The sequence below is a fragment of the Streptomyces sp. NPDC046303 genome (genome assembly GCF_055588085.1).
This window is the reverse complement of record NZ_JBVJFA010000008.1, coordinates 128,104-154,221: the sequence shown is the minus strand read 5'-3', so window position 1 is coordinate 154,221 and position 26,118 is coordinate 128,104. Positions and strand designations below refer to the sequence as shown.

Here is a 26,118-nt window from a genome sequence, read left to right as displayed (position 1 = left end):
ATGGCCACCACCGTCCGACGCGCCGTACTGACCCTCCCCGCAGCCCCGTTGGGGCCCGAGAACCCGCTGCCCGCCCTGCGCGCGCCCGACGGCGTGCACGCACTGGACCAGCGCGCCCGCGAGGGGCTGCCGCGCGACATGGCGCGGCAGATCGGCTACGAGCCGCTGCGCTCACTGCTGCCGGTCCGGATCCGGGACGGGTACGGACGGGAGCGGTCGGCGCGCGAGTTCGAGTCGATCGTCATCGAGAACGAGCACCTGCGGGTCACCGTGCTCCCGGGGCTCGGCGGGCGCGTGCACTCCCTCGTGCACCTGCCCACCGGGCGCGAACTGCTCTACCGCAACCCGGTGTTCCAGCCCGCGAACTTCGCCCTCAACGGTGCCTGGTTCTCCGGCGGCATCGAGTGGAACACCGGCGCCACCGGCCACACCACCCTTTCCTGCGCGCCGCTGCACGCCGCACTCGTCCCGGCGCCGGACGGCGGGGTGATGGTCCGGCTGTGGGAGTGGGAGCGGCTGCGCGACCTGCCCTTCCAGGTGGACCTGTGGCTGCCCGGGGACTCGGAGTTCCTGTACGCCGGCGTCCGCGTGCGCAACCCGCACGAGCGGCCCGCGCCCGTCTACTGGTGGTCCAACATCGCCGTACCCGAGGCCGTGGACACCCGCGTCCTGGCCCCCACCGACGAAGCCTGGCATTTCGACTACGAGCGCTCGCTGCGCCGCATTCCGGTACCGGAGTGGGAGGGCGAGGACCGCACGTACCCGCTCCGCAGCGCGTACCCGGCCGACTTCTTCTACGAGGTCCGGGACGGGGAGCGGCCCTGGATCACCTCGCTCGACGCCGGCGGGTACGGGCTGGTGCAGACCTCCACCGCGCGCCTGCGGGGGCGCAAGCTGTTCGTGTGGGGCGCGGGCGGCGGCGGCCGCCGCTGGCAGGAGTGGCTGACCGAGCCGGGTACGGGCGGCTACGCGGAGATCCAGGCGGGACTGGCCCGCACCCAGCTGGAGCACGTACGGCTCGAGGGCGGGGCCGAGTTCAGCTGGCTGGAGGCCTACGGGCCGCTGGCCGCGGAGGCCTCGGCGGTGCACGGCCCCGACTGGGCGGCGGCCCGCGGCGCGGCGCGGGACGCGCTGGACGCGGTACTGCCCCGCGAGCGGGTGGACGCGGCGTACGAGGCGTGGCGGGGCTGCGCCGACACGGAGCCGGGGGAGCGGCTGGCGGCCGGTTCCGGCTGGGGGGCGCTGGAGGTGCTGTGCGGCGGCTTCGAGCTGCCGGGCACCCCCTTCGGGGAGTCCATGCTGGGCGAGGAGCAGGAGCCGTGGCTGGAGCTGTGGCGCACGGGGGTCTTCCCGGCCCCCCGCCGGGTGGCGCCGCCCGGACCGAGCCTGGTCGCCCCGCACTGGCGGGACATGCTGGAGACGGCCCCGGCGGACCCGCTGACCGAGTACCACCTGGGCGTGGCCCAATGGCACGCCGGAGACGTGGCCCAGGCGGTACGGAGCTGGGAGCGCGGGCTGGCGCTGGCGCCCTCGCGCTGGCCGCTGCTGCGCTGCCTGGCGGTGGCGGACGCCCTGGCCGGCGATCTGGCGCGGGCGGCCGACGGGTACGCGGCGGCCTTCGACGACCTGGCCGCGGAGAGCCGCGGCGGAGAGCCGTGGACGGCCGCGGAGTCCGCGCTCGGCCAGGAGGCGATGGCGGCCCTGCTGGCCGCCGGCCGCCCGCCCGCGGCCCGCCGGGTCTGGGACCGGCTGCGGCCCGCCCTGCGCGAGCAGGGCCGCTTCCGGCTCCTCGCCTCCCGCCTCCTGGCGGCGGAGGGCCATGTGGCGGCCGCCCGGCGGGTCTTCGAGGACGGCTTCGAACTGCCCGACCTGCGGGAGGGCGAGGAAACCCTCGGCGAGGTCTGGTCGGAGCTCACCGGCCGCCCGCTCCCGCCCCGCTACGACTTCCGGATGCGCCCGCCGGGCTGAGGTGCCCCGTACGGACGTCAGATGCGGTGCACGGTGTGCAGCTTCTGCGCGTACGTGCCGGTGCCGTCGAGCAGGGAGGCGCCGCCCAGGTCGGCCATGGTGGGCCCGTTTCCGGTCTTGCGGCTGGAGAGGAAGCGGCGCTTTCCGGCGGCGTCCGGGCCGAGGTAGATGCCCACGTGGTCCACGGTGGCGGTCACCGTGTCGTCGCCGGAGTCGGCGTTGAAGAGGAGCAGGTCGCCGGGCTGGAGCTGCTGCGCGGCGGGCGGGTTCGTCCCGTCCGTCTGGTCGATCCGCGCACCGGGCGCGAAGTCCACCATGTGGCGCGATTTGCGGGGGATGCGGGTCTTGGAGGTGTCCTCGCCGGCGGCCATCGGGACGCCCATGTGGTGGCCGTAGACCATGCGCGTGTAGCCCGAGCAGTCGAGGTTGCCGGCCTGCTTGGCGGAGGGCCCGGTGTACGTGCCGTCGGGGAAGGTCCAGCCGAGGTTCATGTACTCGTGGAAGTCGGCGCCCTCGTAGCGGTAGCCCTGCGGGTCCAGGTAGCCGTATCCGGCCTTGCCCAGGGCCTGCTTGCCCGCGGCCGGGCCCGTCCCGGCGGTGACGGCCGGCGCCCCGGCGAGGAACATGGCCGCGTACGCGAGGACGTCCGGGCTGGTGGAGGCGGCCCAGCCGCGCACGGTCTGCTCCAGCTCCGGCGTCCAGGTCCCGTCGAAGGGCGCGGGCAGGACGCGTACCCAGGTGGTGTGGGTGACGGCCGGCGGCTGCTGCCAGGTCGCGGCGTCCACCTGGAAGCGGCTGACCAGCAGCTTGACCGGCAGGTTCGTGCAGCCCTGGTTGGCGAGCGCGCGCAGGCCCACGCGTCCCTTGGCGAAGGTGGAATCGGTGACGTCCGCGGCCCAGGCGGCCGGCTCGGCGGAGTCGGTGCGCCAGGCCTTGACCTGGATGCGGGCGCCCTCGCGGCGTACGCGGACCGTCCAGTTGGTGCCCGCCGGAACGCCGGTGGCGAGGGTGGTGGCCGTGGTCAGCTGGGTGACGGCGTCGGCGACTTCCTTCTCCACGCGCAGTTCGACCGCGCCGGAGGTCAGGAAGGACAGCCTGGCCCGGTAGTTGTTGTGGGTGTCCTGGTAGCCGAAGGACAGGGCGTACGAGCAGGCCTGGCCGGTGGGCACCTTGTCGAACCGCGCCACCGCGCGGACGTCGACATCGGTGATCTCGTCGTCCCGGAGGGTGGCGTGGCGGCTGGCGTAGTCGGTGGTGAGCGCGATGACCGCGCTGCCGGGCACCACCGAGTAGTCGGTGTCGGCCGGCCCGAGCGTGGACCAGCTGCCGCCGCCGGGGGAGGTGCCCCAGTACTTCCGGTCCGCGACCGGCAGCGTCTGGTCGGGCAGGGTGCGCTGGAAGTCGTCGGCGAAGGACTGCTTGTTCTCCGTGAAGGTCCGCTCGGGGCCGGTCACGACGACGGTGCGCGCCCCCTTGGTCAGCACGGCCACCCGGGCGCCCCCGGACGTGATCTCCGTGCGCTCGGGCGTTCCCGGCAGCACGTTCGCGGACAGCGGGCCGAGGGAGACGCGGGCGAAGTAGGACGGGTCCAGCGGCGGCATGCTCACCGAGGACCGCGGCGAGGTGAGGGACGGCGGCACGGGCGCGCCCGTGACCAGGGCCGGAGCGGCGGCGGGAGCGGCGGCCGGCGCGGAGGATCCGGCCGAGGCCGCGGCGGTCGAGGAGCCGAGTGGGACGGTGGCGGCCGCGGAAGCGAGGACGGCCAGCACGTGACGGCGGGAGGCAAGTGACATGCGGTCATGATCCGATGAAGCGACAAGTCGACAGAGTCCGCCCCCGGTCGGTGTCCCCTATCGCTGCGCGCGCGGCATATGCCCGGCCCCGGTCCGGCTGGCAGGGCCGTCCGGGGGCGAGGAGAGTGGGCCTAGGGGCCCGGAGGGCGGGCCCAGGGGGAACGGAACGGTCGCGCCAGGATGGGTGAGAGCCATGCCGGAACCGCTGCTGGAACAGCACGCCGAGGCGCTGGGGCTCTTCGGCGAGCGTCTGCGCGCCGTCGCGGACGACCAGTGGGACGCACCGACCCCGTGCACGGAGTGGAGCGTGCGGGATCTGGTCAACCACGTCACCGGGGAACAGCTCTGGATTCCGCCGCTGGTCTCCGAGGGCCGCACGGTCGAGGAGATGGGCGACGCGTTCTCCGGCGACGTGCTGGGCGAGGATCCGGTCGCCGCGTGGGAGCGGGCCTCCGCGGCCGCGCACGCCGCGTTCGCCGCGCCCGGGGCGCTCGACCGGACCGTCACGCTCTCCTACGGGCCCGCGCTGGGACGGGCGTACTGCTCCGAGCTGACCGCCGACTGCGTCGTGCACACCTGGGACCTCTCGCGCGCGATCGGCGCGGACGACCGGCTGCCGGACGGCCTCGTCGAGTTCTCCATCAAGGAGGTCATGCCGTACGCGGACGGGCTCGCGGCGAGCGGCATGTACGCCGCTCCGCTCGAGGTCCCGGCCGGGGCGAACGCGCAGACGAGGCTGCTGGCCCTGCTCGGGAGGCGGGGCTGAGCTCTGGCGGAGGGAAGCCGGACGCATAGCGGGCACACTCGCGCAATTAATCGTATAAAGGTCAGGCTGGAGGAGCTGAGCGGGACGAGCGCGGAAGGCGGGCCACGGTGGAGGGGATGCAGCGTACGACGGCGGAGGGCCGGGGCCCGGTCCGGTACGGCCCGCCCCCGCCGGACCCCGGGCTGCCCGTGCTCCCCGAACTCGTCACCGTCCTCGCCGCGGCCGCCGGGCGCTCCGCCCCCGACCCCCCGGGCGGCGGGCAGTCCGTCCGCGAGGCCGCCTGCCGCCACTGGGGACGCCGCGGGCTGACCACCGCCCCGGAGAACGTGGCCGCCGGCCCCGGGGCCCCCGCGCTGCTGCTCGCGCTGCTCGGCGCGTACGGCGGCGACGTGCTGCTGCCCCGCCCCTGTCCCGCCTGGTGGACCCCGCAGGTCCGGCTGCTGGGGCGGCGGGCCTACCACGTGCCGACCCCGGCCGAGTGCGGCGGCATCCCGGACCCCTACGCCCTGCTGGAGACCGTACGGCGGGTGCGCGCCGAGGGCGGCGACCCGCGCGTGCTGCTCCTGTCCGTCGCCGACGACCCGACCGCGACCGTGCCGCCGCCCGAGATACTGCGCGAGGCCTGTGAGGCCGCCGAATCCGCCGGGCTGTTCGTCGTCAGCGACGAGAGCTGGCGCGACACCGTCCACCGGCCGCACGACACCCTGGTCCTGAGCCCCGCCGAGATGCTCCCCGACCGGGTGGCCGTCCTCGTCGACCTGTCGGGTGCGCTGCTGCCCGCCGGGTGGCCGGCCGCCGTGGTCCGCTTCCCCGACACCCCGCGCGGGACCTGGCTGCGCGCCCGCACCCTCGACGTCCTCACCGCCACCGGCGCGCTGGTCGCGGGCCCGGTCGCGGGGGCCGCCGCACACGCCCTCGACGAACCCGGCGCCGTCGCCGGACGGACCTGCGCGGCCGCCGCCCTGCACGGCGCGGTCGCCGCCGCGGTGCACCGCGAACTCCTCGCCGCCGGAGCACTGGCCCGGCCCCCGCAGGCCGGCCGGCACCTCTACGCCGACCTGACCCCGCTGCGGGAGGGGCTCGCGCGGCGCGGAGTCGGCGACGCCATGGAGCTGGAGGACTGGCTCGGCGGACGGCTCGGCGCGCCCACCCCCGGCGGGCAGCGGTTCGCGGACGAACCGGTGGCCCTGCGCGTGAGGCTGTCGACCGGACCGCTGCTGGGCTCCACCCCCGAGGAACGGCTGGCCGCGCTCACCGCCGGCGACCCGCTCGCACTGCCGCACGTACGGCGCTCCCTGGACCTCCTCGGATCAGTCCTGGCCGGACTGGCCTGATGCGAACGGAGACAGTCGGATGACGGACCGGACGGAAGCCCCCGCCGCCGCCGCGCCTCCCGCCGCCGCGCCCGCACCGGTACGGGCCGGTCCCGGCGTCCGGCAGCCCCCGTCGGTCCCGGCGGTCCCGGCGCCCCCGGTGGCCCCGGCGCCGCGCGGCTCCGTGCGCCCGCTCGGTGAGCACCGGCACTGGCCGCGCTCCTTCGCGGACCGGCTCACCACCCCGCTCCCGGGGGTCCGCGGCTTCGCCCGGCTCGCCCGCGAGGGCGCCTTCCGGCCCGGCCCGGAAGGGCTGCGCGGCATCCCCGACCTGCCCTACGAGCCGGCCCCGCTTCCGCCGGCGGGCCCCGGCTCGGTCTGCGTCACCTGGGCAGGGCACGCCAGCTGGGTCCTGCGGACCGGTGGGCTGACCGTACTGACCGACCCCGTCTGGTCCCGGCGGATCCTCGGCACCCCCTCCCGGATGACGCCCGTCGGGGTGCTCTGGGAGGACCTGCCGCCGGTGGACGCGGTGGTCATCAGCCACAACCACTACGACCACCTCGACGCGCCCACCCTCAAGCGGCTGCCGCGGCACACCGCCCTCTTCGTCCCGGCCGGCCTGGCCCGCTGGTTCCGCCGCCGCGGCTTCACCCGGGTCACCGAGCTCGACTGGTGGGAGTCCGCCGAACTGGACGGCGTCCGCTTCGAGTTCGTACCCGCCCACCACTGGTCGAAGCGCTCGCTGATCGACACCTGCCGGTCCCTGTGGGGCGGCTGGATCCTCACCGACACCCGCAGCCCCGCACCGCGCACCGTCTACTTCGCGGGCGACACCGGCTACGGCCACTGGTTCGGGGAGATCGGCCGCCGCCACCCCGGCATCGACCTCGCGCTGCTCCCCATCGGCGCCTACGCCCCGCGCTGGTGGCTCGGCGACGTCCACACCGACCCCGAGGAAGCCGTCCAGGCCTTCCTGGACCTCGGCGCCCGGCGGATGGCCCCCATGCACTGGGCCGCCTTCGTCCTCTCCGCCGAGCCGGTCATGGAACCCCTGCACCGCGTCCGCGCCGCCTGGGCCCGTGCGTCCCTGCCCCGCGAGGACCTCTGGGACCTCCCGATCGGAGCCTCCCGCGACCTGAACACCGCCCTGGACAGCACCCCCTGAGGCCCTGTCGGTTCCGGCGGTCAGCTCCCCCTGGCGGCCCCGCCCGGGCGGATCCGGCGCCAGAGTGCCGGGCCGGCGCTGATCAGCAGGGTCAGGGCCACCGCCAGGGCGACTCCCTTCCACGGTTCCGAAAAGAGGGAGCCGCCCAGGATGCCGATCAGGCCGTACGCCGCCGCCCAGGCGAGACAGGCCGGGCCGTCGCCGCGCGCGAAGCGGCGCAGCGGCAGCTCCGCCAGCAGGCAGGCCAGCATCACCGGGATGCGGCCCGCCGGGAGCAGCCGGGAAAGCACCAGGACCAGTACCCCGTGCTCGTCCAGCCTCGCCTGCGCCTGCTCCAGTCGCTCCGGCGTGGCCCGTCCGCGCAGCGCCCCGAGCCAGCGGGAGCCGTTGCGCGAGCGCACCCCGCGCTGCCCGAGCCAGTACAGCGCGATGTCACCGGTGAACGCCGCCAGCGCCGACACCGCGAAGACCAGCAACACCCCGAACGGCAGCGAGTGCTGATGGAATGCCACCACCGCCGCCGAACTCACCAGCGCCCCCGTCGGGATCACCGGCACCAGCGCGCCCAGCGCCACCAGCACGAACAACGCCGGGTAGCCCACGGCCTGCTGGGTGGTCTCCGGCGGCACCTGCCCGGCCGCCGCCGCCACGACCTCGCGCCAGCTCACGGCAGCCGCACCCGTTCGCCGTGGGCCGGCACCCGGACCGTCACCTTCGGCGCGAGCCGGGCCGCCCGCTGCCCGAACTCCTCGCCCGGTGCGTGGAACTCGTGCGGGCGCACCGCGTCCATCCCGATCGGCCAGTACGTTCCGTAGTGCACCGGGACGGCCGCCGCCGGCGCCAGCTCGGCCACCGCCCGCGCCGCCCGCCCCGCGTCCAGATGGCCCGGACCCAGGTACGGACCCCAGCCGCCCACGGGCAGCAGGGCCACGTCCACCGGTCCGACCTCCTCGGCCATCGCGTCGAACAGCCCGGTGTCGCCGGCGAAGTAGGTCCGGGCCGCGCCCTGGACCACGTACCCCAGGGCGGGTGCGCGCTGCGGCCCGAACGGCAGCCGCCGGCCGTCGTGCAGGGCGCTGACCACCCGGACCCGCACGCCGCCCCGTACGGGCACCTCCTCGCCCGGCTCCACCTCCGTCACCGTCAGCCCGCGCAGCCCCGCGAGCCGGGCCAGCCCCGGCACGGCCCGCCGCGCACCCCGCGGAACCAGCAGCCGGGTCCCGGGCGCCACCTGCCCCAGCGAGGGAAGGTGCAGGTGGTCGGCGTGCAGGTGCGAGACCAGCACCACGTCGGCCCGCGCCGCCTCGGGCGGGGGCAGCGCACCGCGGCGCCGGCGCAGATGGGCCAGGCGCCGCGCGAACAGCGGGTCCGTCAGCAGCCGCACCCCGGAGTCCTCGACCGTGCACGTGGCATGACCCCACCAGGTGATCTCCACCGCCATCCGGCCCTCCCTCCCTCGCCGCACCGCTCCCACGACCCTAAAGGCTGCCCCGCCCATCCGCCCGGAACCGGAACGCCGCCGCCCCTCCTCCCCGGCGGTGGATCGGAGTAGGGTCGGGCGGCATGGAAGAGCTGCGCGTGGCCGCGATCGCCAGCCTGGCCCCGCTCGAGGAACTCGACGCCGACCCCTTCGCCGTGGACACCCGCAGCCAGCACGCCGTGTGTGCGCGCTGGGCCGCCGACCGCGGGTACGTCGTCACACGGCAACTGCTCGTCTACGGGCTGCGTGCCGACCACTGCGGACTCTGGTCGGACATCGACGCCGGGCAGGTCGACCTCTTCGTCGCCGCCAACCAGCGGGTGCTGGCCCGGGCGCTGGGCTCCGTCGAGGAGTTCACCGCCGAATGCGAGCGGCGCGGGGTGCGCCTGGAGACCGCCGGGCACCAGGAGCCTCCGTACACCTCGGCGATGAAGGCGGAGGTGCACCGCCGCCTGTCCATGCCGACCGCGGGGTACGACGGTACCTGAGGGCTCGTCGCCCGGCCGGGTGAGCCGCGCTGTGCGAGCCTGGATGGCGGGACGGGCTCGCGGGAGGTTGCGGCGGTGTGGCGAGGACGGTGGCGGACCGCGGGCGGCGCCCTGCTACGGGTGGTCCTCGTCTGGGCGGTGTCCACCGTGACCATGCTCGCCCTGGCCGGGATCCTGCCGGACTTCCGGCTCCAGTCCGCGGACGGCGACACCCTCACGGAGATCGGGCTGACGGCGGCCTGGGGCGCCGGGGCCTTCGGCCTGCTGAGCGCACTGGTCTGGCCGGTGCTCGTACGGGCCCTGCTGCTGGTGCCCGCCCTGGTCCTCGGACTGCTCGTCTTCTTCCTCAACGGCTCCCTGCTGCTGATAGCCCTCAGCCTCGTCCCGGCGGGGCGCGGCGAGGTCGCCCCGGAGACCGCGGTGGTGGTGGCCGCCGTGATGTCCGCCGTGGCCTCCGCGACCTCGACCGCGCTCGCGGTGCGCGACGACGAGGCCTACCGGCGGCGCCTCTACCGCCTCGCCGACCGGCGCCGGCGGCGGCAGCCCGTGGCACCCGCGGGCCGTGGCCGGGGGAGGGCGGGCGCGCCGGGATGCGGCGGTTCCGCGCCCGGGCTGGTCTTCCTCCAGCTCGACGGGGTCGGGTACGAAACGCTGCGCCGGGCCGTGCGCGACGGCCTGATGCCGACCGTCGCCGGCTGGCTGGACGCCGGCCACCGCATCGCGTCCTGGCGCACCGACTGGTCGAGCCAGACCGGTGCCAGCCAGCTCGGCATCCTGCACGGCTCCACCTTCGACGTGCCCGCGTTCCGCTGGTACGAGAAGGAGACCGGCGAGGTGATGGTCTGCAACCGGCCCACCAGCGCCGCCGAGCTCCAGCGGCGCGCCGTCCGGCGGACCGCGGACGGCGGGCTGCTCACCCTCGACGGGGCCAGCCGCGGCAACCTGTTCAGCGGGGGCGCGGACCAGCTGGCGCTGGTCCTCTCGGTGTCCGCCCGCCGGGGCCGGGCGAACCGGTCCCGCGCCGGCTACTTCGCGTACTTCTCCGATCCGGCCAACGCCGTCCGCACCGCCCTGTCCTTCGTCGCCGAGGTGGCCCGCGAGATGGGCCAGTCGCTCCGGGCGCGGATCCGCGGGGACCGGCCGCGGGTGGCGCGCGGCGGGCTGTACCCGCTGATCCGGGCCTTCGCGACCGTGGTCGAACGGGACGTGGTCGTGGCGGCCGTGATCGGCGACATGCTGGCCGGGCGCGCCGCGGTCTACGCCGACCTGGTCGCCTACGACGAGGTCGCGCACCACTCCGGCCCGCACGGCCGGGACGCCGACCAGGTCCTGGCGCGCCTCGACCGGAGCCTCGCGCTGATCGCCCGGGTCGCCGAGCACGCGCCGCGCGCGTACCGGTTCGTGCTGCTCTCCGACCACGGCCAGAGCCCGGGGGAGACCTTCCTCGGACGGTACGGGCTGACCCTGAAGGACCTGGTCCGGGCGGGCTGCGGACTGCCCGTCTCCCGCCGGGCCGGCCGCACCCGCAGCGGAGCCGAGGCCCGGGCGGCCGTCCTGGCGGCCCTCCACCGGCCGGTGGAGGAGGGCGAGGAGGCCCATCCGCGGCGGGGGTCCGACCCGGTGGTCCTCGCCTCCGGCAACCTCGGGCTGATCTCCTTCCCGGACGTCCCCGGCCGGGCCACGCGCGCGTACGTCGAACGCGCGCACCCGGCCCTGCTGCCGACCCTGGCGAACCACCCCGGTGTGGGCTTCGTGCTGGTGGACGGCGTGGTGCTGGGTCCGGGCGGGGCGGCGGCGCGCCTCGACGCGCCCGGGGAGGCGGAGGAGCTGCTGGCCCGGTACGGGCCGGGCGCGGCCGGGGCCGTACGCCGGACCGACACCTTCCCGCACGTCGCCGACGTGATGGTGAACTCGGCCTACGACCCGCAGACGGGCGAGGTGCACGCCTTCGAGGAGCAGATCGGCTCGCACGGGGGCCTGGGCGGGGAGCAGGGGCACCCGTTCCTGATGTGGCCGGCGGACCTGTCCGACCCGGGCGGCGAGCTGGTGGGCGCCGAGGCGGTGCACGGCGTACTGCGGCGCTGGCTGCGCGAGGCGGACGGGCCCCAGGTCCCGCTGGTCCGGTCGGCGGGCCTCCCCGCCGAGGAGCCGGTGGAGGATCCCCGGCCGGAGGCCGCCGTCGACGGAATACTTCCTTCCGCAGGGGACCCCGTGCCGGACGAAACCCGGTGATTTGGTGCGGCATTGACCGTGGTCAACCATGTGGTGACCTGCCCACCATGTGAGACACCCAGAGGCGCACCACCCATGACCAGCACCGCAGCCCCGCCCACCGAGACGTCCAGGACTGCGGAGCCCCACCCGCAAGGCGAGCGGCGCTTCGGTCTGCCCGTCGCCACCTGCCTGGTCATGGGCAACATCATCGGCGGCGGAATCTTCCTCCTGCCGGCCTCGGTGGCACCCTTCGGCACCATCAGCCTCGTCGCCTTCGCCGTGCTCACGCTCGGCGCGGTCGCCCTCGCCCTCGTCTTCGGACGCCTCGCCCAGCGGCACCCGCAGACCGGCGGCCCGTACGTCTACGCGCGCGCCGCCTTCGGCGACTTCGCCGGGTTCCTCGCCGCCTGGAGCTACTGGATCACCACCTGGGTCTCCAACGCGGCCCTGGCGGTGGCGGCCGTCGGCTACCTCGCGGTCCTCTTCCCCGCGATCGGCACGCACACGTGGTCCCTGTGCCTGGCCGCCCTCGCCGTGCAGTGGCTCCCCGCGCTCGCCAACCTGGCGGGCACCCGGTACGTCGGCGCCGTCCAGCTCGTCTCCACCGTCCTGAAGTTCGCCCCGCTGCTGTTCGTCGCCGTGGGCGGCCTGTTCTTCTTCGACCCGGCCAACCTCGGCCCCTTCAGGGCCACCGACCACACCGCCGTCGGAGCCGTCTCCGCCTCCGCCGCGATCCTGCTCTTCAGCTACCTGGGCGTCGAGTCCGCCGCCGTCAGCGCCGGCGAGGTGCGCGACCCCGCGCGCAACGTCGGCCGGGCCACCATCCTCGGCACCGTGGGCGCGGCCGCCGTCTACCTGCTGGGCACCCTCTCCGTCTTCGGCCTGGTCGCCCACGACACCCTCGTCTCCTCCCAGGCGCCCTTCACGGACGCCGTCAACTCCATCTTCGGAGGTACGTGGGGCGGCACGGTGGTCGCCTGCGCCGCCGTGATCTCGATGGTCGGCGCCCTCAACGGCTGGACCCTGCTCAGCGCGCAGACCCCGTACGCCGCGGCCAGGGACGGGCTCTTCCCGAAGGTCTTCGCGACGAAGCGACGCGGCGTCCCGGTGGCCGGCGTCGTCGTCACCGTCGTCCTCGCCTCCGCCCTGACCGTCTACAACTACACAGCCGGCTCGGAGGGGGTCTTCGAGATCCTGGTGCTGGTGACCACCTTCACCGCCACCGTCCCGTACCTGCTCTCGACCGCCGCGCAGCTCTACTTCCTGCTCTCGGGACAGTCCGATCGCGTCCGCCCCGGGCGCCTGATCCGCGACGGCGCCCTCGCCGCCCTGGCCTTCGCCTTCTCCATGTGGCTGGTGGCCGGCTCCGGCTACGCCGCCGTCTACCAGGGCGTGCTCTTCCTCTTCGCCGGGGTCGCGGTCCACGCCGTGATGGCCGGCCGCAGGAGGCGCGCGGCCGCCACGCCCGCGCGGTAGTTTGGAAGGAGAGGCCACCCAGGGGGGCTCTAAGGGGTCGCCATGTCAGCGATCAGCAACAGCATCGACATCGACCGCAGGCCCGAGGACGTCTACTCCTACATCACGGACCCCTTGCACCTGCCCGAGTGGCAGGACAGCGCCGTGTCCGCCGTTCCGATGGGCGACCTCCCCGTCCACGTCGGTTCGCGGGTCGTCGTCACCCGGCAGTTCGGCAAGCGCCGGATGCCCTCGACCATGGAGTTCACGGAACTCGACCCGCCGAGGAGCTGGCACATCCACGGCGTCGACGGACCGGTCCGCCCCGACGTACGGGGCCGCATCGAACCCCTCGACGGCGGGGCCCGATCCCGCCTCACCCTGTCCGTCGACTTCGAGGGCCACGGCCTGGGCAGGGCGCTGGTCCCCCTCGCGGTCAAGCCCAAGATGCGCAAGGAGATGCCCCGGAGCGAGGAGAAGCTCAAGCACCTGCTGGAGCACTCCGCGAGCTGACCCCCGAGCCGCCTGCACGAGCTGACGCCGGGGCGCCGGGAAAACCGGGTGCCGCGGGCGGTGTGGTGCGCCCACACTGGGCGCACCACGCACCCGAACTCCCAAGGACATCCACGCCCGTGCAGGCTGCCGTCACCGTCACCCCCGCCCAGATCCCCGAACTGCTCCTCGGCCTCGCCACCGTGCGGCCCGTGTTCCTGTGGGGCGCTCCCGGCATCGGAAAGTCCTCGCTGGTATGGAAGTTCGCCGACTCGCTCGGCCTGGAATGCGTCAGCCTGCTCGGCACCCAGCTCGCCCCCGAGGACCTGATCGGCGTACCGCAGATCCGTGACGGCCGGTCCGTCTTCTGCCCGCCCGAGGCCATCGCCCGCGACGAGCCGTACTGCCTCTTCCTCGACGAGCTCAACGCCGCGAGCCCCGACGTGCAGAAGGCCTTCTACTCGCTGATCCTGGACCGCCGGATCGGCTCGTACGAGCTGCCCGCCGGCTCCATCGTCATCGGCGCAGGAAACCGCGCCACCGACAACGCGCTGGCCCGCCCGATCGCCTCCGCCCTCGTCAACCGCCTCACCCACGTCCACCTCCAGGCGTCCGCGCGGGACTGGCTGGTCTGGGCCGGGGAGAACGGCATCCACCCCTGGGTCACCGACTACCTCACGGACCGCCCCGACCACCTGTGGTCGCAGCCGCCCAAGACGGAAGAGGCGTTCTCCACGCCGCGCTCCTGGCACATGCTCTCCGACGCCCTGCACTCCTTCGGGACCGGCCTGGACGAGCAGACCCTGAAGGTCGTCGCGCACGGCACCCTCACCCCCGCGCACGCCGTCTCCTTCTGCGGCTACGCCAAGATCGTCCGCCACACCTTCGGCATCGAGGCGATCATCAAGGGCGACGCGGGCTGGCCGCGCCGCCCGGAGGACCGGGACCTGCTGTACTACCTGGCGGAGGCCTTCCGGGGACGCCTGGTCAAGGAACTCCCCGCCGACAAGACCCACGTCTCGCCCGCCGTGCGCGAGACCGCCTACCGGGCCAAGTCGCTGCTCGTGCAGCTCGCCGAGATATCCGTCGAGGTCGCCCAGACCGTCATCGCGGGCGACGCCGACGGTCTGCCGGTGCTGCCCGGCTGGTTCCTGATCGAGGCCGCACGCGACATGCCCCGCCTGGTCGAGGCCCGCCGGTGAGCCGGACCTCGCGGAACAAGGCCGCTGCGGGCAAGCCGGATCCGGCGGCCGAGGCCTTCGCCGAGGGCCTGGCCCTGGTCAAGCGGAACCCGGCCCTCGGCGCGGTCCAGGGCACGATCTGCCGCGAGACCCGATGCGCGAACACCCCCGCCGGGGGGCTGGTCGCCGTCACCTCCAACGGCACCCTGCACGTCCACCCCACGAAGCGGGCCGAGCCCCGGGAATGGGCCTGGGCGCTCGCCCACGCCCTGCTCCACCTCGGCTTCGGGCACGTACCGGCCGCCGAGGGGGAGGACCGCCCCCAGCCCGACCGCTTCGCCCTCGCCGCCCGCTGCACCGTCGTCAACCGCTTCCTGCTGACCTTCCCGGTCGGCCGGGCCCCGGACCACCTCCCCGCCGAGTACCCCGGCGGCGACGAGGAACAGCTCGCCGCCCGCTGGCGCCGCGACGGCATCCCGCCCGCCTACGAGAACTGCGGCACCGCCGGGGCCCACCCCGACCAGGTCCTGGTGGGCTGGCGCGGCTTCGGGCACGCGGTCCCCGACTGGGAGACCGCCTTCGCACACGCCCTCACCCGGGCCGTCTCCGCCACCATGGTCGCCGCCGGCGGCCACGAGGGCCGCACCGAGCGCCCCTGGGACCGCGCGCTGAACTGGTTCGTCTCCTCGTACCCCCTGCTGGGCGGCCTGGCGGCCGGGCTGACCGTCGTCGCCGACGCCGAGCTGGCCCGCGCCCAGGACATCGCCATCGCCGCCGTCAGCGCCACCGCCGGAGAGATCTACATCAACCCGCTGCGCACCTTCGACGACGAGGAGTGGCGGTTCATCCTGGCCCACGAGATGCTGCACGCCGCCCTGCGCCACGGCGAGCGCCGCGGCGCCCGCGACCCGTACCTGCACAACGTCGCCGCGGACTACGTGGTCAACGGCTGGCTGGTCGAGATGCGGGTCGGGAGCATGCCGGAGGGCCTGCTGTACGACCCGCTGCTGAAGGGGCTCTCGGTCGAGGAGGTCTACGACCGGATCACCGTCGACCTGCGCCGGATGCGGCGGCTCGCGACCCTGCGCGGCAAGGGCGCCGGGGACATCCTGGGGGAGCCGCTCCCGCATGGCGCAGGGCGCCCGTACGCGGACCTCGACGAGTTCTACCGGCGCGGCCTGGTCCAGGGCTTCGACCTGCACGTCCACGGGGAGCGGGGCCTGCTGCCCGCCGGGCTGGTCCAGGAGATCCGGGCGCTGGCCCATCCGCCGGTGCCCTGGGACGCGCGGCTCGCCCGCTGGTTCGACGCGTACGTGCCCCGGCCCGTGCCCGTGCGGAGCTACGCGCGCCCGGCCCGCCGCCAGGCGTCCACCCCCGACATCCCGCGCGCGGGCCGCTGCTTCCCGCCCGAGGAGGTGGCCCGCTGCACCTTCGGCGTGGTGCTGGACACCTCGGGCTCGATGGACACCACCCTTGGCAAGGCGCTGGGCGCCATCGCCTCGTACGCGGAAGCCCGCGACGTACCGGCGGCACGCGTCGTCTTCTGCGACGCGGCGCCGTACGACGCGGGCTATCTGCCGCCCACCGAGATCGCGGGCCGGGTGCAGGTCCGCGGCCGCGGCGGCACCGAGCTGCAGCCGGGCATCGACCTGCTGCACCGGGCGGAGGACTTCCCGCCCGGGGCCCCGGTCCTCGTGATCACGGACGGCTGGTGCGACACCCTGCGGATCAGGCGCGAACACGCCTTCCTGGTTCCGCAGGGTGCCTCCCTGCCGTTCACGCCACGAGGGCCGGTCTTCCGACTGGCCTGAGGGCTCAGTCGAGGTAGTCGCGCAGCACCTGCGAACGCGACGGGTGGCGCAGCTTCGACATGGTCTTGGACTCGATCTGGCGGATGCGCTCACGGGTGACCCCGTACACGCGGCCGATCTCGTCCAGGGTCTTCGGCTGGCCGTCGTTGAGGCCGTAGCGCATGGAGACCACGCCCGCCTCGCGCTCGGAGAGCGTGCCCAGGATGGACTGGAGCTGCTCCTGCAGGAAGGTGAAGGACACCGCGTCGGCCGGTACGACGGCCTCGGAGTCCTCGATGAGGTCACCGAACTCGCTGTCGCCCTCCTCACCCAGCGGGGTGTGCAGGGAGATCGGCTCGCGGCCGTACTTCTGGACCTCGATGACCTTCTCCGGGGTCATGTCGAGTTCCTTGCCCAGCTCCTCCGGGGTGGGCTCGCGGCCCAGGTCCTGGAGCATCTGGCGCTGCACGCGGGCGAGCTTGTTGATGATCTCGACCATGTGCACGGGGATGCGGATGGTGCGCGACTGGTCGGCCATGGCACGCGTGATCGCCTGCCGGATCCACCAGGTCGCATACGTGGAGAACTTGAAGCCCTTGGTGTAGTCGAACTTCTCCACGGCGCGGATCAGGCCGACGTTGCCCTCCTGGATCAGGTCCAGGAAGAGCATGCCGCGGCCGGTGTAGCGCTTGGCGAGGGAGACCACGAGGCGGAGGTTGGCCTCCAGCAGGTGGTTCTTCGCGCGGCGGCCGTCCTCGACGAGGATCTCCAGCTCGCGCTTGAACGCGGGCTTGTGGTCCTCCTCCTCTTCGAGCTTGTACTCGGAGAACAGGCCCGCCTCGATGCGCTTGGCGAGCTCGACCTCCTGCTCGGCGTTGAGGAGCGGCACCTTGCCGATGAGCTTGAGGTAGTCCTTGACGGGGTCGGCGGTGGCGCCGGCCACCATGACCGTCTGCGCCGGGGCGTCGTCCTCGTCGTCGTCGGACAGCACGAAGCCCTGGGCGCCCCCGGCCTTGGGGGTCTCCTCCTCGGCCTCGTCGGCGAGGTCCTCGGCTGCCCAGTCCTCGCCCTCCACCACGGGGGTCTCGCCCTCGTCGGCGTCCTTGGCGCTGGTCTTCTTGGCCGCCGTCTTCTTGGCGGTGGTCTTCTTCGCGGCGGTCGCGGTCTTCTTGACCGCCCGCTTCTTCGGCTCGGCGGCGGCCTCGGCCGTCGCCTCGTCCCCGGTGGCCGGGGGAGCGGATATCGCCGCAGCGGTGGCCGGGGGCGCGGCGGCCGCGGTCTTGCGCGCGCCGATGGGGCGCGGCGCCGCGGCAGCCTTCTTGGCCACGGTGCGGGCGGGGGCGGCGGCTGCCTTGCGGGGCTTCTTGGCAGCAGCCTTGGTGGCGGGGGCGGCGCTGACGTGGAGGGCGACACCCTCCTCGTCCAGGACCTGGTTCAGGCTGCGCAGGACCCGCTTCCACTGGTCCACCGGGATGCGGCCGGCCTCGAAGGCCTGGCGCACATCGTCACCGTTGATGTGACCCTGCTCGCGGCCGCGCTCGACGAGCGCGACGAGGGCCTCCGATTCGGCGATCTCCGGAGGGAACGTACGGGACGGGCTGAGCGACACAAGGAGCCTCTCGTTGCGAACAGATAAGGGCGGGCGGGACATCATCGCGCGAACTCGGGAAACAGACCCGAGGGGGGTCTGTATTCCGGGGCCGCGCGATGACACCTGTCGGTTCATCGCATGCCCGAGTCGATTCGTTACGCGCTGAATTGAGTGACCTGCGCCACGCTGTGGCCGCGCAACCAAATCCGAGCCAGTCCGTCCGCCCCCGGCCGTCAGCCCGTTTTGCGGGCTTCGACGAGGAAGCGGGCGGTGTGCGCGACGAACGGGCCTTCGCGTGCGATCCGTTCGTGCAGCTCGCGCAACCGGTCCCGGTACTGCCCGACCGTGAAGCCGGGCACCATCCAGATCACCTTCCGGAGAAAGTAGATCACGGCTCCGATGTCGTGGAACTCCGTACGCAGGCGTTCCGAGCGCAGATCCACGACCTCGAGGCCGGCCTTCGCGGCGCCGGCCACCGCGTCGTCGGGGTGCCGGGCGCGCCGGACCTCCTCCGGCTGGGGGCCGAGGAAGAACTCGACCAGCTCGAAGACGCTCGCCGGACCGACCTGCTGGGACAGGTAGGTGCCGCCGGGCCGCAGGACCCGGGCGATCTCGTCCCACCAGACGGTCACCGGGTGCCGGCTGGTGACCAGCTCGAAGGCCTCGTCGCCGAAGGGCAGCGGCGGCTCGTCGGAGTCGGCGACCACCACCGCGCCCAGCGGGTGCAGCAGCCGGGTCGCCCGCTCGATGTTCGGCGGCCAGGACTCCGTGGCCGCCGTCAGCGGGGGCAGCGGACCCGCTCCGGCCAGCACCTCGCCGCCGCCCGTCTGGATGTCCAGGGCGGACCGGACGCGCGCCAGGCGCTCCGCGAGCAGCCGCTGGTAGCCCCAGGACGGGCGCTGCTCGGTGGCCCGGCCGTCGAGCCAGGAGAAGTCCCAGCCGTCCACGGAGACCGACTCCGCCTCCGCCACAAGATGGTCGAAAGTGCGCGTCATGCAGCGATCGTCCCAGGTCGGGCGCCGGTGAACCACCGGATATGTCGACTACAGTGGACACGGGCCGTGACTGGCGTTCGGGTGGATCACCACCGGGGAGCGGCCCGGCGTACTCCCGTACGTCGACTGCCGCGCGCCTGGGCGAACCGCGAACCGCGACCGCGTACCGCAGCGACGTTCAGGAGATCCCGTGACGACTGCCCAGACTGCCCAGCCCGCCACCGCCCCCGCCCGGCTGATGGACGGCACCGCCCTCGCCCGCCGCATCTCGGAGCAGACCGCCGCCTACGCGGCGAAGATCACCGAGCGCACCGGCACCGCGCCCTGCCTCGCGACCGTGCTGGTCGGCGAGGACCCCGCCTCCGTGACCTACGTGCGCATGAAGCAGAACCGCTGCGCCAAGGCCGGGATCACCTCCCGCCACGTGGAGCTGCCGGCCGAGACCACCACCGAGGAACTGGTCGCCACCCTCACCGCGCTCTCCGAGGACCCGGAGATCAGCGGCATCCTGCTCCAGCACCCCGTCCCGCACCACATCGACGAGCGCGCCGCCTTCGAGGCCATCGCCCCCGGCAAGGACGTCGACGGCGTCACCATGCACTCCTTCGCCGCCATGGGCTTCGGACTGCCGGGCTTCGTCTCCTGCACCCCGGGCGGCATCATGCGCCTGCTCGCCGCCTATGACGTGGACCTCACCGGCAAGCACGCCGTGGTCGTCGGCCGCAGCGCGATCCTGGGCAAGCCGGCCGGGATGCTGCTGCTGGAGCAGAACGCCACCGTCACCTACTGCCACTCCCGCACCCGGGACCTTCCCTCGATCGTGCGCCAGGCGGACGTGCTGGTCGCCGCCGTGGGTAAGGCCGAGTTCATCCGCGGCGAGGACATCAAGCCGGGCGCGGTGGTCCTGGACGCCGGCTACAACGAGGGCAACGTCGGCGACGTGCACTTCGAGTCCGCCGCCGCCCGCGCCTCGCTGATCACGCCGGTACCGGGCGGGGTCGGCCCGATGACCATCGCCGTCCTGCTCGAGCAGACCGTCCAGGCCGCCGCCGCGCAGGCCGGGCTGGCCCTCGCGGACCTCTGAGCCCCAGCCGGACCGAACGCCCCGGGCTGTGCGGTCCGGGGCGTCGTACGACCTCGGCGCGGGGGGTCTACTCCGCCCGGCGCGTGGAGGTCTCCACCGGGGCCCGGCCGCCGCTGGCGGCCGCCTCCCGGGCCGCGGCCACGACGGGGGAGCCGGGACTGGACGAGTCCCGGGCCGCCGTCGTCGCGGACGCCGCCGTGCTCGCCGTGGCCTGCCGGCGCCGGGCGGCGGGCGCGGAGGGCGGGCACCCGGACCCGTACCGGCTGGTCACCGGCCCGCTGGACGCCCTCGCCCGGGAGCTGCGCCCGCCGACCAGCGGCACGACGAACCCCGCACCGATCAACAGGGCCGCCGCGGAGGCCAGCGACAGGGCCGTGTCCGCCGGGACCCCCCAGTCCCGGCCGGCCCAGCACGCCGCCACCGAGGCCCATTTCGCGGCGAGGCAGGCCAGGTCCAGCAGACCGCCGCACACGATCAGCGCCAGGCCCGTCCGCAGCGGGCGCAGCGACCGGTCCGCGCGCCGTAGCCACTTGCCGCACGGCACGGTCAGCGCCGAGGTCCCCACGGTGTGCGCCAGCAGGAAGCAGACGATCATCTCGCGGATCCACGGCGTGGTGGCGTAGTACGTGTCCAGATCCCGGACCCGTTCCACCGGGGTGTCGCCGACCACGAACAGCACGACGATCGCCACGGTCACCGCGCCGAACACGGCCACCGTCAGCCGGGTGGCCCGCCGCACGGCCGCGGGCGGGCCGCCGCCCCACAGGCCGAACACCAGCGGTGCGGAGAAGTTCACCACGCCGGTGAGGCGGTTGACCGCGGAGACCGTCGACGGCGACGCCAGGAACGTGAGGGGAGCGCCCACGACGAGCAGCGCGCAGGCCGCCCGGTTCAGGGGCTGGTTCCCCTCCCGGCGCAGCGTCGGCGCCTTGATCAGCAGGGCCAGGAGCAATGACGGATCCCGGCAGGAAGCGCAGGATCCCGTCGCTCACCGGGCCTGGCCGACGGGGTCGGCGGGGCCGGCGGGGCCGGAGCCGACCTGGCCCGCCGGGTCCGCCGGGGCGGGCGCTGCCGGGCCGGGGGGCGCCGCCGGTCCCGCCGGCCCCGGCACCGGGCCGAGCCCGGCGACGGCCCGCTCGGCGGCGGTGAGCGGCGGGGCCTTGAGCGCGCCCCGGTCCGAGGCGCGCAGGACGTGCCAGACCACCGACGGGTGGAGCCAGTGGGTGGGCGCGCTGCTCATGGTGAGCACCTTGAACAGGGCGGCGGTGAGCGCCTCGTGGGTGGTGGCGCCCGTCATCAGCCGGTTGACGTAGCCGTTGAGCAGGCCGGTTCCGGCGCGCGGCTTCATCCCGGTGGCCCCCGGGTACAGGATGTCCTGCGAGGTGGCGAGCTCCCAGGCGGTGCTCACCTGGGGGGCGATCGCACGCTGCGCCTCGCGGCCGAATCCGGGGTGGGCGAGGCCCTTCTGCCGGAGCAGGGAGCGGACGGCCAGGAGCCCTTGGGCGGCGACCGTCATGCCCTGCCCGTACAGCGGGTTGAAGGTGGCCACCGAATCGCCCACCGCGAAGAACCCGTCCGGCAGTTCGGCCTTCTCGAAGTAGATCCGGCGGTTGGCGGTGCCCTGGGTGACGGCGACGTCCGTCAGGGGCTTCCTCCCCTCGAGGAGTTCGCCGACGATCGGGTCGCGGATGCCCTTCGCGAAGGGGATGAACGCGTCGGCGTCGCCGGTCGGCTGGCCGCCGCGGGTGCCGGAGAGGGTGGCCTGCCACTGGCCGTTCTCGATGGGCACGATGGTGGCCGTCTGCCCGGGGACGGGCACCCGGGGGTCCGACTGTACGTTGACGATGGGGAAGCCCATCTCGTGGGCTCCGGGCGGGGCTTCGAAGATCCGCGTCGCGTAGACGAGGCCGGAGTCGACCTCGGCCTGCCGGATCCCGGTCACTCCCAGTGCCTGGAGCCAGGTCCGGGCGCGTGAGCCGCGCCCGCTCGCGTCGACCACGAGGTCGGCGGCGAGCAGTACGCCCTGCTCCTCGGGGGTGTCGACGCGGACGCCGGTGACCCGGGTGGCGGTGCCCTCCAGCGCCCGGACCCGGCTCCGCTGGAGCGTGGAGACGCCCTTCAGACCGGTCACCCGGGCGCGGACCACCGAGTCGAGGAGGTCGCGGCTGCAGGAGATGTTGAACTGCTTCTCCCCGACGCGCGGGATCCAGCCCTGTGCGGTCTTGGTCACCAGGTCGGTGGGCAGGCTGCGGCGGATGGCGCCCGCGCCCGTCCAGTCGTCGGTGATACCGGGCAGTATCTTCTCGATGGCGCGGGCGCCGCCGGACCACAGGAGGTGGGTGTGCCGGGCCTGCGGGAGTCCGCGCCGCGGCGCCGGGCCCTCGGGCAGCGGGTCCGCGTCGACGACGGTGACCGTCGCGTGCTCGGCGAGGACGGCGGCCGCGAGCAGGCCGGCCAGGCTGCCGCCGATGACGACGGCGTGGCGGGGCGGAGGAGACTGGGTCATCGTGTCGTGCTCTCTGTCGGGGCCGTGCTGCGAGGGCATCGGCGCGAGGGGTGCGGTGGCTGGGCGGGCACCGGTCACCGTCGTGACCCGGGGCTCCCCCAGCCGAGCGAGGTCTTGATGCGCTCGATCGCCTCGGGGAACTGCTCTTCCCGGGGTGGAGGCAGGTACGGCCTGAGGAGTTTGCCGAGGTGCAGGCCGAAGATCTCGGCCCGGACCTCCGCCGGGTCGCCGTGGTCGGCCCGGGCGGCGGCCTGCCGGATGACCTCGGTCGGCCCGGCGTCGGAGTGCAGCAGTCCGGCGAGGTCGCCGTGGCGGCCCGTCAGGCGCGTGGCCACCGCCATGCCCGGCCCGTGGCTGTCGCAGGTTCCTTCGTCGACGTGCCACAACTCGTGCGAGGCGATGACGAGCTGGTGCTCGGGGCGGGTGCGCTCCTCGATGACGAGCAGGTCGCGCTCGGCCATCTCCAGCCACAGCCCGCTGGCGGTGCCGGGCGGGAAGGAAGCGAAGCGGAAATCGACCTTCCGGCCGTCGCCGCGGCGGCGGGCGTACGCGGCGCACACGCGGCCGATGATCTCGCCGGCACCGGCCGGCGGCGTCGGGCGGACGTCCGCCAGGAGGCCCCCGGCGAGCGCGCGCATCGCCCGTGTGGTCCTCATCGGGTTCCCCCTTCGGGGGCCGGCCCCCCGGTCGCCGGGCCCTCGGTCGCCGCCGGGTCCTCGCCGGTGCCGCCGCCGGCCGGTCGGCCGAGCTGGCCCTCCCGGCCGAGCTGGCCCTCCCGGGCGAGCAGATCGTCCAGGTGGTCGGCGAGGGACTTCCAGCCCTGCGGGGAGAGCCGGCCGGCCCGGGTGACGATGCTCCGTACGTCGTGTGCGCGCAGCACGGCGAGCATCGGGTTCTCCTGCTGCCGGTGGGCGCACTCCAGTTCCCGTGCGATGGAGGTGAGGGCGGTCCCGAGCGCCTCGGTGTCCTCGGCCAGCAGGAAGCCGCCCTCCACGCCGAAGAACCGCTGGATCCCGGCGGCCGCGGCGAGGTTCGGCAGGCCCTCGCCCTGGACGAGGCGGGTCAGCGACTGGCCGGAGGCGTCGAAGGAGTGGGCGATGGCCGCCAGCGAGTGCGGCTGCCCGTCCTCCCGCACGCGGGTGCGCCGCAGGTGCTCGAACCGCTCGCGCACCTGCTCCTTCAACGGGAGCCTGGGCGGCCTGCCGTCGAGGGTGAGCCGGATGGCCTGCGGGGTGATGCCGGTGAGGTGGGAGAGGTGCTCCAGGTCGTCGCGGCCCTCCGGGGTGAGGGCGAGGGCTCGTTCCACCGCGCTCTTGCAGTCGGCCAGCAGGAAGCCGGCGTAGACCCCGAAGAAGCGCTGCACGCCGGCCGCGTGACCCAGCCGGGGCAGTCCGGTCCCGGCGTTGAGGGGGCCCAGTGAGGCCCCGGGTGCGTCGAAGTCCTCGGCGATGGCGGCGAGCGGCCACTCCCGGCCGTGCTTGTCGCGGCGGGTGGCGCGCAGCCGCAGGAAGCGCAGGTGCACCCGTTGTTCCAGGGGCAGTTCGGCGGCCCTGCCCGCGATGACCGCGGGTATCCGGCCGGGTTCGACCCCGGAGAGGTGACTCAGGCGGGGGAGGGCCAGTAAGGGGGCCGGATCCTGTCCGTGCCGCTCCGACAGCTCCTCCACGCGCCGCCAGAGCGCGGCGAGATCGGGTCGGGCGGCGGCTCGCACCGGCTGCTTCTCCGTAAGTCGACAAGACGTTCGAGGGGGCTGGGCTGCGTGAAGCCTAGCCGCCCCCCTCCCGCCGAACCAGCGGTAACGCAACATTTCCTGCCGTACGGCTCAAAAAAGGTTGGCATGCCCCGGAGTTGGCACGCGGCAACGGAAGAGGCGCCCACCAGGCCGGAACGGCCCGCTGAGCGCCTCTGTGGAGGGTCAGCGGATCAGCAGGGCATCGTGGATCCGTCCAGTGCGGACTCCACGCTCACCACGAACCTCGCGGGTCCGGTGGACGAGACCCGGAGCAGCGCGGGTTCGCCCGCCACCTCCTTGCGGAAACAGACACCGCTGTCGCGGAACCTGTCCGGGGCCTGCGCCCGGGTACCGACCGCTTTCCAGCCGTCCTTCGCCGCGGTGTCCCAGTAGTGGGCCATCAGCGGCCGTGCGTCCCCGTCATGGGTGTAGGCGCTGTCCGCGGTGACCCAGGGATCTCCGCTGTCGTCCATGCACTCCACCGAGGCCGACTCCGCCACCGGCGTGCTACCGGCTGCGGCGGCGGGTGCCGCCACCGCGACCTGAGCCATCCGCTCCACCGCCTTGTTCTCCTCGCACGAACCTTCCGAGCCGTAGAAGAGCAGGTACATCGACCCGGCCAGCAAGGCCAGCCCGGTCACGCAGCCGATGGTGACGGCCAGACTCAGAAACAGCGCGCGACGCGGGGAATGTGCCGCAGTCAAAGGGTTCCCTTCCTCTTTCGTACGCGTCCTGCACGCGTGGCCTCGACGGCCTCCTTGCGGTGGTTACCTCGGAGGTAATCGACCCCGTCCGGGCCGCGCGGCAAGGTGGAGGCATCGGGTTCCGGGGCCGCGCACTCGGCTCCGGGACCCGGACCCCATCCACACGTTCGACCTCGACGGAGGCTGATTTCCCATGTCCGCAACCCTGCTCGACAGCATCGCCCGCACGGCCGAACCGCAGAGCATGCTGCGCCGCTTCCTCGCCCTCGACTCCGTGGTCACCACCGGCAACGGACTGGCGTACGTCGCCTTCTCGGCCCCGCTGGGCCGGCTGCTCGGGGTCGGGCAGGAGCTTCTGCTGGAGCTCGGGATCCTGCTCGTCGCGTACGGCGCCGCCGTCGGCTGGCTGGCCTCGCGCAGGCAGCCGCCGGCCCTGGCGGTGAAGCTCGTGATCGAGACCAACTGCGCCTGGGCGGCCCTGAGTCTGGTCTCCCTCTTCGTCTGGTTCTCGCCGACCGCCGCGGGCGCCGCGTGGATCCCGGCGCAGGGCCTCACCGTTGCCGGTTTCGCCGTGCTCCAGCAGCTCGCCCTGCGCCGCTCACTCGCCAAGTGAGCGCAGGTACTTCACCGTTGCCGGGTCGGCCGGGAGCATCGTCTCGATGGCCAGCTCGGCGACGGTCACGTCCATCGGCGTGTTGAAGGTCGCGATCGAGGAGACGAAGGACAGCACGTGGCCGTCGTGCTCGATGACGAGCGGGAGCGCGATGTAGGGGACGGGCTCGTCCGCCTCGCCGCCGTCCGGGCGCTCGGCGACCGGATAGGCCGACACCTCCTCGTACAGCGCGCGCAGCGGCTCGGACCGGGCCAGTGCGATCTGGCGTTCCATCTGCGCCAGCAGGTGGCCGCGCCATTCCCTGAGGTTGCGGATCCTCGGGGCCAGGCCTTCGGGGTGCAGGGTGATCCGCATCGCGTTCAGCGGCGGGGTCAGCAGGTGCTCCGGCAGGCCGTCCATCAGCATCAGGATGCCCCGGTTGGCCGCGACCACGTGGTAGGTGGCGTCCACGACCAGCGCCGGGTAGGGCTCGTATCCGGCCAGCAGCCGTTCGATGCCCTCGCGCAGCGTCCCCATCGACGGGTCGTCCAGAGCCGTCTGCGCGTAGTGCGGGGCGTAACCCGCCGCCAGCAGGAGGGCGTTGCGCTCCCGCACCGGCACGTCCAGGCGGTCGGCGAGCCTCAGCACCATCTCCTCGCTCGGCCGGGACCGCCCGGTCTCGATGAAGCTGATGTGGCGGGACGAGGAGTCGGCGCGGCCCGCCAGTTCCAGCTGGCTGATACCGCGCCGCTCCCGCCACGTGCGGAGCAGGGCGCCGACCGCGGGCGTCGTGGTGGTCATGCGCC

At 74.2% G+C, this 26,118-nt stretch carries 23 protein-coding genes and 1 riboswitch; of the genes, 12 read left to right on the top strand and 11 right to left on the bottom strand.

Annotation, left to right across the window (positions count from 1 at the left end; genetic code table 11):
- The gene (locus ACZ6I1_RS11015) at nucleotides 1–1,968 is read left to right on the top strand and encodes a DUF5107 domain-containing protein (RefSeq protein ID WP_469285678.1); all 1,968 of its coding nucleotides are present in this window, start codon (nucleotides 1–3) and stop codon (nucleotides 1,966–1,968) included.
- A 17-nt stretch (nucleotides 1,969–1,985) separates the two neighbouring features.
- Here the strand turns inward: ACZ6I1_RS11015 and ACZ6I1_RS11010 are convergent, their stop codons facing one another.
- Nucleotides 1,986–3,761, bottom strand: coding sequence for an NlpC/P60 family protein (locus tag ACZ6I1_RS11010; RefSeq protein ID WP_469285675.1), 1,776 nt, complete (start codon nucleotides 3,759–3,761; stop codon nucleotides 1,986–1,988).
- 193 nt (nucleotides 3,762–3,954) lie between these two features.
- Between ACZ6I1_RS11010 and ACZ6I1_RS11005 the strand changes: the two genes are divergently transcribed.
- The 3 genes from ACZ6I1_RS11005 to ACZ6I1_RS10995 all read left to right on the top strand — a co-directional run bounded on the left by ACZ6I1_RS11005 (nucleotide 3,955) and on the right by ACZ6I1_RS10995 (nucleotide 7,008).
- Nucleotides 3,955–4,527 carry a TIGR03086 family metal-binding protein gene (locus ACZ6I1_RS11005; RefSeq protein WP_469285673.1) on the top strand — a complete coding sequence of 191 codons (573 nt, stop codon included), beginning with the start codon at nucleotides 3,955–3,957 and terminating at the stop codon, nucleotides 4,525–4,527.
- A 116-nt stretch (nucleotides 4,528–4,643) separates the two neighbouring features.
- Nucleotides 4,644–5,861 carry an aminotransferase class I/II-fold pyridoxal phosphate-dependent enzyme gene (locus tag ACZ6I1_RS11000; RefSeq protein ID WP_469285557.1) on the top strand — a complete coding sequence of 406 codons (1,218 nt, stop codon included), beginning with the start codon at nucleotides 4,644–4,646 and terminating at the stop codon, nucleotides 5,859–5,861.
- A gap of 19 nt (nucleotides 5,862–5,880) precedes the next feature.
- The gene (locus ACZ6I1_RS10995) at nucleotides 5,881–7,008 is read left to right on the top strand and encodes an MBL fold metallo-hydrolase (RefSeq protein ID WP_469285555.1); all 1,128 of its coding nucleotides are present in this window, start codon (nucleotides 5,881–5,883) and stop codon (nucleotides 7,006–7,008) included.
- Nucleotides 7,009–7,028: 20 nt separating this feature from the next.
- Here the strand turns inward: ACZ6I1_RS10995 and ACZ6I1_RS10990 are convergent, their stop codons facing one another.
- Complete coding sequence (locus ACZ6I1_RS10990) at nucleotides 7,029–7,676, bottom strand: DedA family protein (RefSeq protein WP_469285553.1); 648 nt, start codon at nucleotides 7,674–7,676, stop codon at nucleotides 7,029–7,031.
- Nucleotides 7,673–8,449, bottom strand: a complete 777-nt coding sequence (locus tag ACZ6I1_RS10985; RefSeq protein ID WP_469285551.1) for an MBL fold metallo-hydrolase — start codon at nucleotides 8,447–8,449, stop codon at nucleotides 7,673–7,675. Before ACZ6I1_RS10985 ends, ACZ6I1_RS10990 begins: the two co-directional genes overlap by 4 nt.
- A gap of 122 nt (nucleotides 8,450–8,571) precedes the next feature.
- On the opposite strand from ACZ6I1_RS10985, the gene ACZ6I1_RS10980 reads away from it, so the two are divergent.
- The 6 genes from ACZ6I1_RS10980 (at nucleotide 8,572) to ACZ6I1_RS10955 (ending at nucleotide 16,129) form a co-directional block, all read left to right on the top strand.
- Nucleotides 8,572–8,976, top strand: coding sequence for a hypothetical protein (locus tag ACZ6I1_RS10980; protein WP_469285549.1), 405 nt, complete (start codon nucleotides 8,572–8,574; stop codon nucleotides 8,974–8,976).
- A 75-nt stretch (nucleotides 8,977–9,051) separates the two neighbouring features.
- The gene (locus ACZ6I1_RS10975) at nucleotides 9,052–11,208 is read left to right on the top strand and encodes a phage holin family protein (protein ID WP_469285546.1); all 2,157 of its coding nucleotides are present in this window, start codon (nucleotides 9,052–9,054) and stop codon (nucleotides 11,206–11,208) included.
- A gap of 75 nt (nucleotides 11,209–11,283) precedes the next feature.
- Nucleotides 11,284–12,666 (top strand): amino acid permease, encoded by a 1,383-nt coding sequence (locus ACZ6I1_RS10970; RefSeq protein ID WP_469285544.1) that lies wholly within the window; start codon nucleotides 11,284–11,286, stop codon nucleotides 12,664–12,666.
- Nucleotides 12,667–12,708: 42 nt separating this feature from the next.
- Entirely contained in the window at nucleotides 12,709–13,158 is a 450-nt protein-coding gene (locus ACZ6I1_RS10965) for an SRPBCC family protein (protein ID WP_469285542.1), read from the top strand.
- Between the two features lie 119 nt (nucleotides 13,159–13,277).
- Nucleotides 13,278–14,339, top strand: a complete 1,062-nt coding sequence (locus ACZ6I1_RS10960; protein ID WP_469285540.1) for an ATP-binding protein — start codon at nucleotides 13,278–13,280, stop codon at nucleotides 14,337–14,339.
- Nucleotides 14,336–16,129, top strand: coding sequence for a vWA domain-containing protein (locus ACZ6I1_RS10955; protein WP_469285538.1), 1,794 nt, complete (start codon nucleotides 14,336–14,338; stop codon nucleotides 16,127–16,129). The genes ACZ6I1_RS10960 and ACZ6I1_RS10955 overlap by 4 nt, the downstream gene beginning before the upstream one ends.
- 4 nt (nucleotides 16,130–16,133) lie before the next feature.
- On the opposite strand, the gene ACZ6I1_RS10950 is transcribed toward ACZ6I1_RS10955, so the two are convergent.
- Nucleotides 16,134–17,717 (bottom strand): RNA polymerase sigma factor, encoded by a 1,584-nt coding sequence (locus ACZ6I1_RS10950; RefSeq protein WP_469285536.1) that lies wholly within the window; start codon nucleotides 17,715–17,717, stop codon nucleotides 16,134–16,136.
- A gap of 215 nt (nucleotides 17,718–17,932) precedes the next feature.
- Complete coding sequence (locus ACZ6I1_RS10945) at nucleotides 17,933–18,694, bottom strand: methyltransferase domain-containing protein (RefSeq protein WP_469285534.1); 762 nt, start codon at nucleotides 18,692–18,694, stop codon at nucleotides 17,933–17,935.
- Nucleotides 18,695–18,750: 56 nt separating this feature from the next.
- Nucleotides 18,751–18,844: riboswitch (ZMP/ZTP riboswitch) on the top strand.
- Nucleotides 18,845–18,932: 88 nt separating this feature from the next.
- Between ACZ6I1_RS10945 and ACZ6I1_RS10940 the strand changes: the two genes are divergently transcribed.
- On the top strand, nucleotides 18,933–19,778 hold the full coding sequence (locus tag ACZ6I1_RS10940) for a bifunctional 5,10-methylenetetrahydrofolate dehydrogenase/5,10-methenyltetrahydrofolate cyclohydrolase (RefSeq protein ID WP_215146742.1): 846 nt from the start codon (nucleotides 18,933–18,935) through the stop codon (nucleotides 19,776–19,778).
- A 67-nt stretch (nucleotides 19,779–19,845) separates the two neighbouring features.
- Here ACZ6I1_RS10940 and ACZ6I1_RS10935 read toward each other — a convergent pair whose 3' ends face one another.
- From ACZ6I1_RS10935 to ACZ6I1_RS10915, 5 genes are all read right to left on the bottom strand, one after another.
- Nucleotides 19,846–20,730: a hypothetical protein gene (locus tag ACZ6I1_RS10935; RefSeq protein ID WP_469285532.1), complete on the bottom strand. Its 885-nt coding sequence runs from the start codon at nucleotides 20,728–20,730 to the stop codon at nucleotides 19,846–19,848.
- A gap of 36 nt (nucleotides 20,731–20,766) precedes the next feature.
- A complete protein-coding gene (locus ACZ6I1_RS10930; protein ID WP_469285529.1) occupies nucleotides 20,767–22,284 on the bottom strand; it encodes an NAD(P)/FAD-dependent oxidoreductase in 1,518 nt (505 codons plus the stop codon).
- Between the two features lie 74 nt (nucleotides 22,285–22,358).
- A complete protein-coding gene (locus ACZ6I1_RS10925; protein WP_469285527.1) occupies nucleotides 22,359–22,940 on the bottom strand; it encodes a toxin-antitoxin system, toxin component in 582 nt (193 codons plus the stop codon).
- Nucleotides 22,937–23,995: a hypothetical protein gene (locus tag ACZ6I1_RS10920; protein WP_469285525.1), complete on the bottom strand. Its 1,059-nt coding sequence runs from the start codon at nucleotides 23,993–23,995 to the stop codon at nucleotides 22,937–22,939. The genes ACZ6I1_RS10925 and ACZ6I1_RS10920 overlap by 4 nt, the downstream gene beginning before the upstream one ends.
- A gap of 212 nt (nucleotides 23,996–24,207) precedes the next feature.
- A complete protein-coding gene (locus tag ACZ6I1_RS10915; protein ID WP_469285522.1) occupies nucleotides 24,208–24,657 on the bottom strand; it encodes a hypothetical protein in 450 nt (149 codons plus the stop codon).
- Nucleotides 24,658–24,913: 256 nt separating this feature from the next.
- Here ACZ6I1_RS10915 and ACZ6I1_RS10910 point away from each other — a divergent pair, with 256 nt between their 5' ends.
- Nucleotides 24,914–25,333, top strand: a complete 420-nt coding sequence (locus ACZ6I1_RS10910; protein ID WP_469285520.1) for a hypothetical protein — start codon at nucleotides 24,914–24,916, stop codon at nucleotides 25,331–25,333.
- Here the strand turns inward: ACZ6I1_RS10910 and ACZ6I1_RS10905 are convergent.
- On the bottom strand, nucleotides 25,319–26,113 hold the full coding sequence (locus ACZ6I1_RS10905) for a helix-turn-helix domain-containing protein (RefSeq protein WP_469285518.1): 795 nt from the start codon (nucleotides 26,111–26,113) through the stop codon (nucleotides 25,319–25,321). The two genes, ACZ6I1_RS10910 and ACZ6I1_RS10905, sit on opposite strands and share 15 nt — an antisense overlap.
- Between the last annotated feature and the right edge of the window lie 5 nt (nucleotides 26,114–26,118).

Excerpts from the sequence above, each read along its gene's own strand:
- ACZ6I1_RS11015 (WP_469285678.1), top strand. The coding sequence starts at position 1 with ATGGCCACCACCGTCCGACGCGCCGTACTGACCCTCCCCGCAGCCCCG.
- ACZ6I1_RS11010 (WP_469285675.1), bottom strand. The coding sequence starts at position 3,761 with ATGTCACTTGCCTCCCGCCGTCACGTGCTGGCCGTCCTCGCTTCCGCG.
- ACZ6I1_RS11005 (WP_469285673.1), top strand. The coding sequence starts at position 3,955 with ATGCCGGAACCGCTGCTGGAACAGCACGCCGAGGCGCTGGGGCTCTTC.
- ACZ6I1_RS11000 (WP_469285557.1), top strand. The coding sequence starts at position 4,644 with ATGCAGCGTACGACGGCGGAGGGCCGGGGCCCGGTCCGGTACGGCCCG.
- ACZ6I1_RS10995 (WP_469285555.1), top strand. The coding sequence starts at position 5,881 with ATGACGGACCGGACGGAAGCCCCCGCCGCCGCCGCGCCTCCCGCCGCC.
- ACZ6I1_RS10985 (WP_469285551.1), bottom strand. The coding sequence starts at position 8,449 with ATGGCGGTGGAGATCACCTGGTGGGGTCATGCCACGTGCACGGTCGAG.
- ACZ6I1_RS10980 (WP_469285549.1), top strand. The coding sequence starts at position 8,572 with ATGGAAGAGCTGCGCGTGGCCGCGATCGCCAGCCTGGCCCCGCTCGAG.
- ACZ6I1_RS10970 (WP_469285544.1), top strand. The coding sequence starts at position 11,284 with ATGACCAGCACCGCAGCCCCGCCCACCGAGACGTCCAGGACTGCGGAG.
- ACZ6I1_RS10965 (WP_469285542.1), top strand. The coding sequence starts at position 12,709 with ATGTCAGCGATCAGCAACAGCATCGACATCGACCGCAGGCCCGAGGAC.
- ACZ6I1_RS10945 (WP_469285534.1), bottom strand. The coding sequence starts at position 18,694 with ATGACGCGCACTTTCGACCATCTTGTGGCGGAGGCGGAGTCGGTCTCC.
- ACZ6I1_RS10940 (WP_215146742.1), top strand. The coding sequence starts at position 18,933 with ATGGACGGCACCGCCCTCGCCCGCCGCATCTCGGAGCAGACCGCCGCC.
- ACZ6I1_RS10930 (WP_469285529.1), bottom strand. The coding sequence starts at position 22,284 with ATGACCCAGTCTCCTCCGCCCCGCCACGCCGTCGTCATCGGCGGCAGC.
- ACZ6I1_RS10925 (WP_469285527.1), bottom strand. The coding sequence starts at position 22,940 with ATGAGGACCACACGGGCGATGCGCGCGCTCGCCGGGGGCCTCCTGGCG.
- ACZ6I1_RS10910 (WP_469285520.1), top strand. The coding sequence starts at position 24,914 with ATGTCCGCAACCCTGCTCGACAGCATCGCCCGCACGGCCGAACCGCAG.
- ACZ6I1_RS10905 (WP_469285518.1), bottom strand. The coding sequence starts at position 26,113 with ATGACCACCACGACGCCCGCGGTCGGCGCCCTGCTCCGCACGTGGCGG.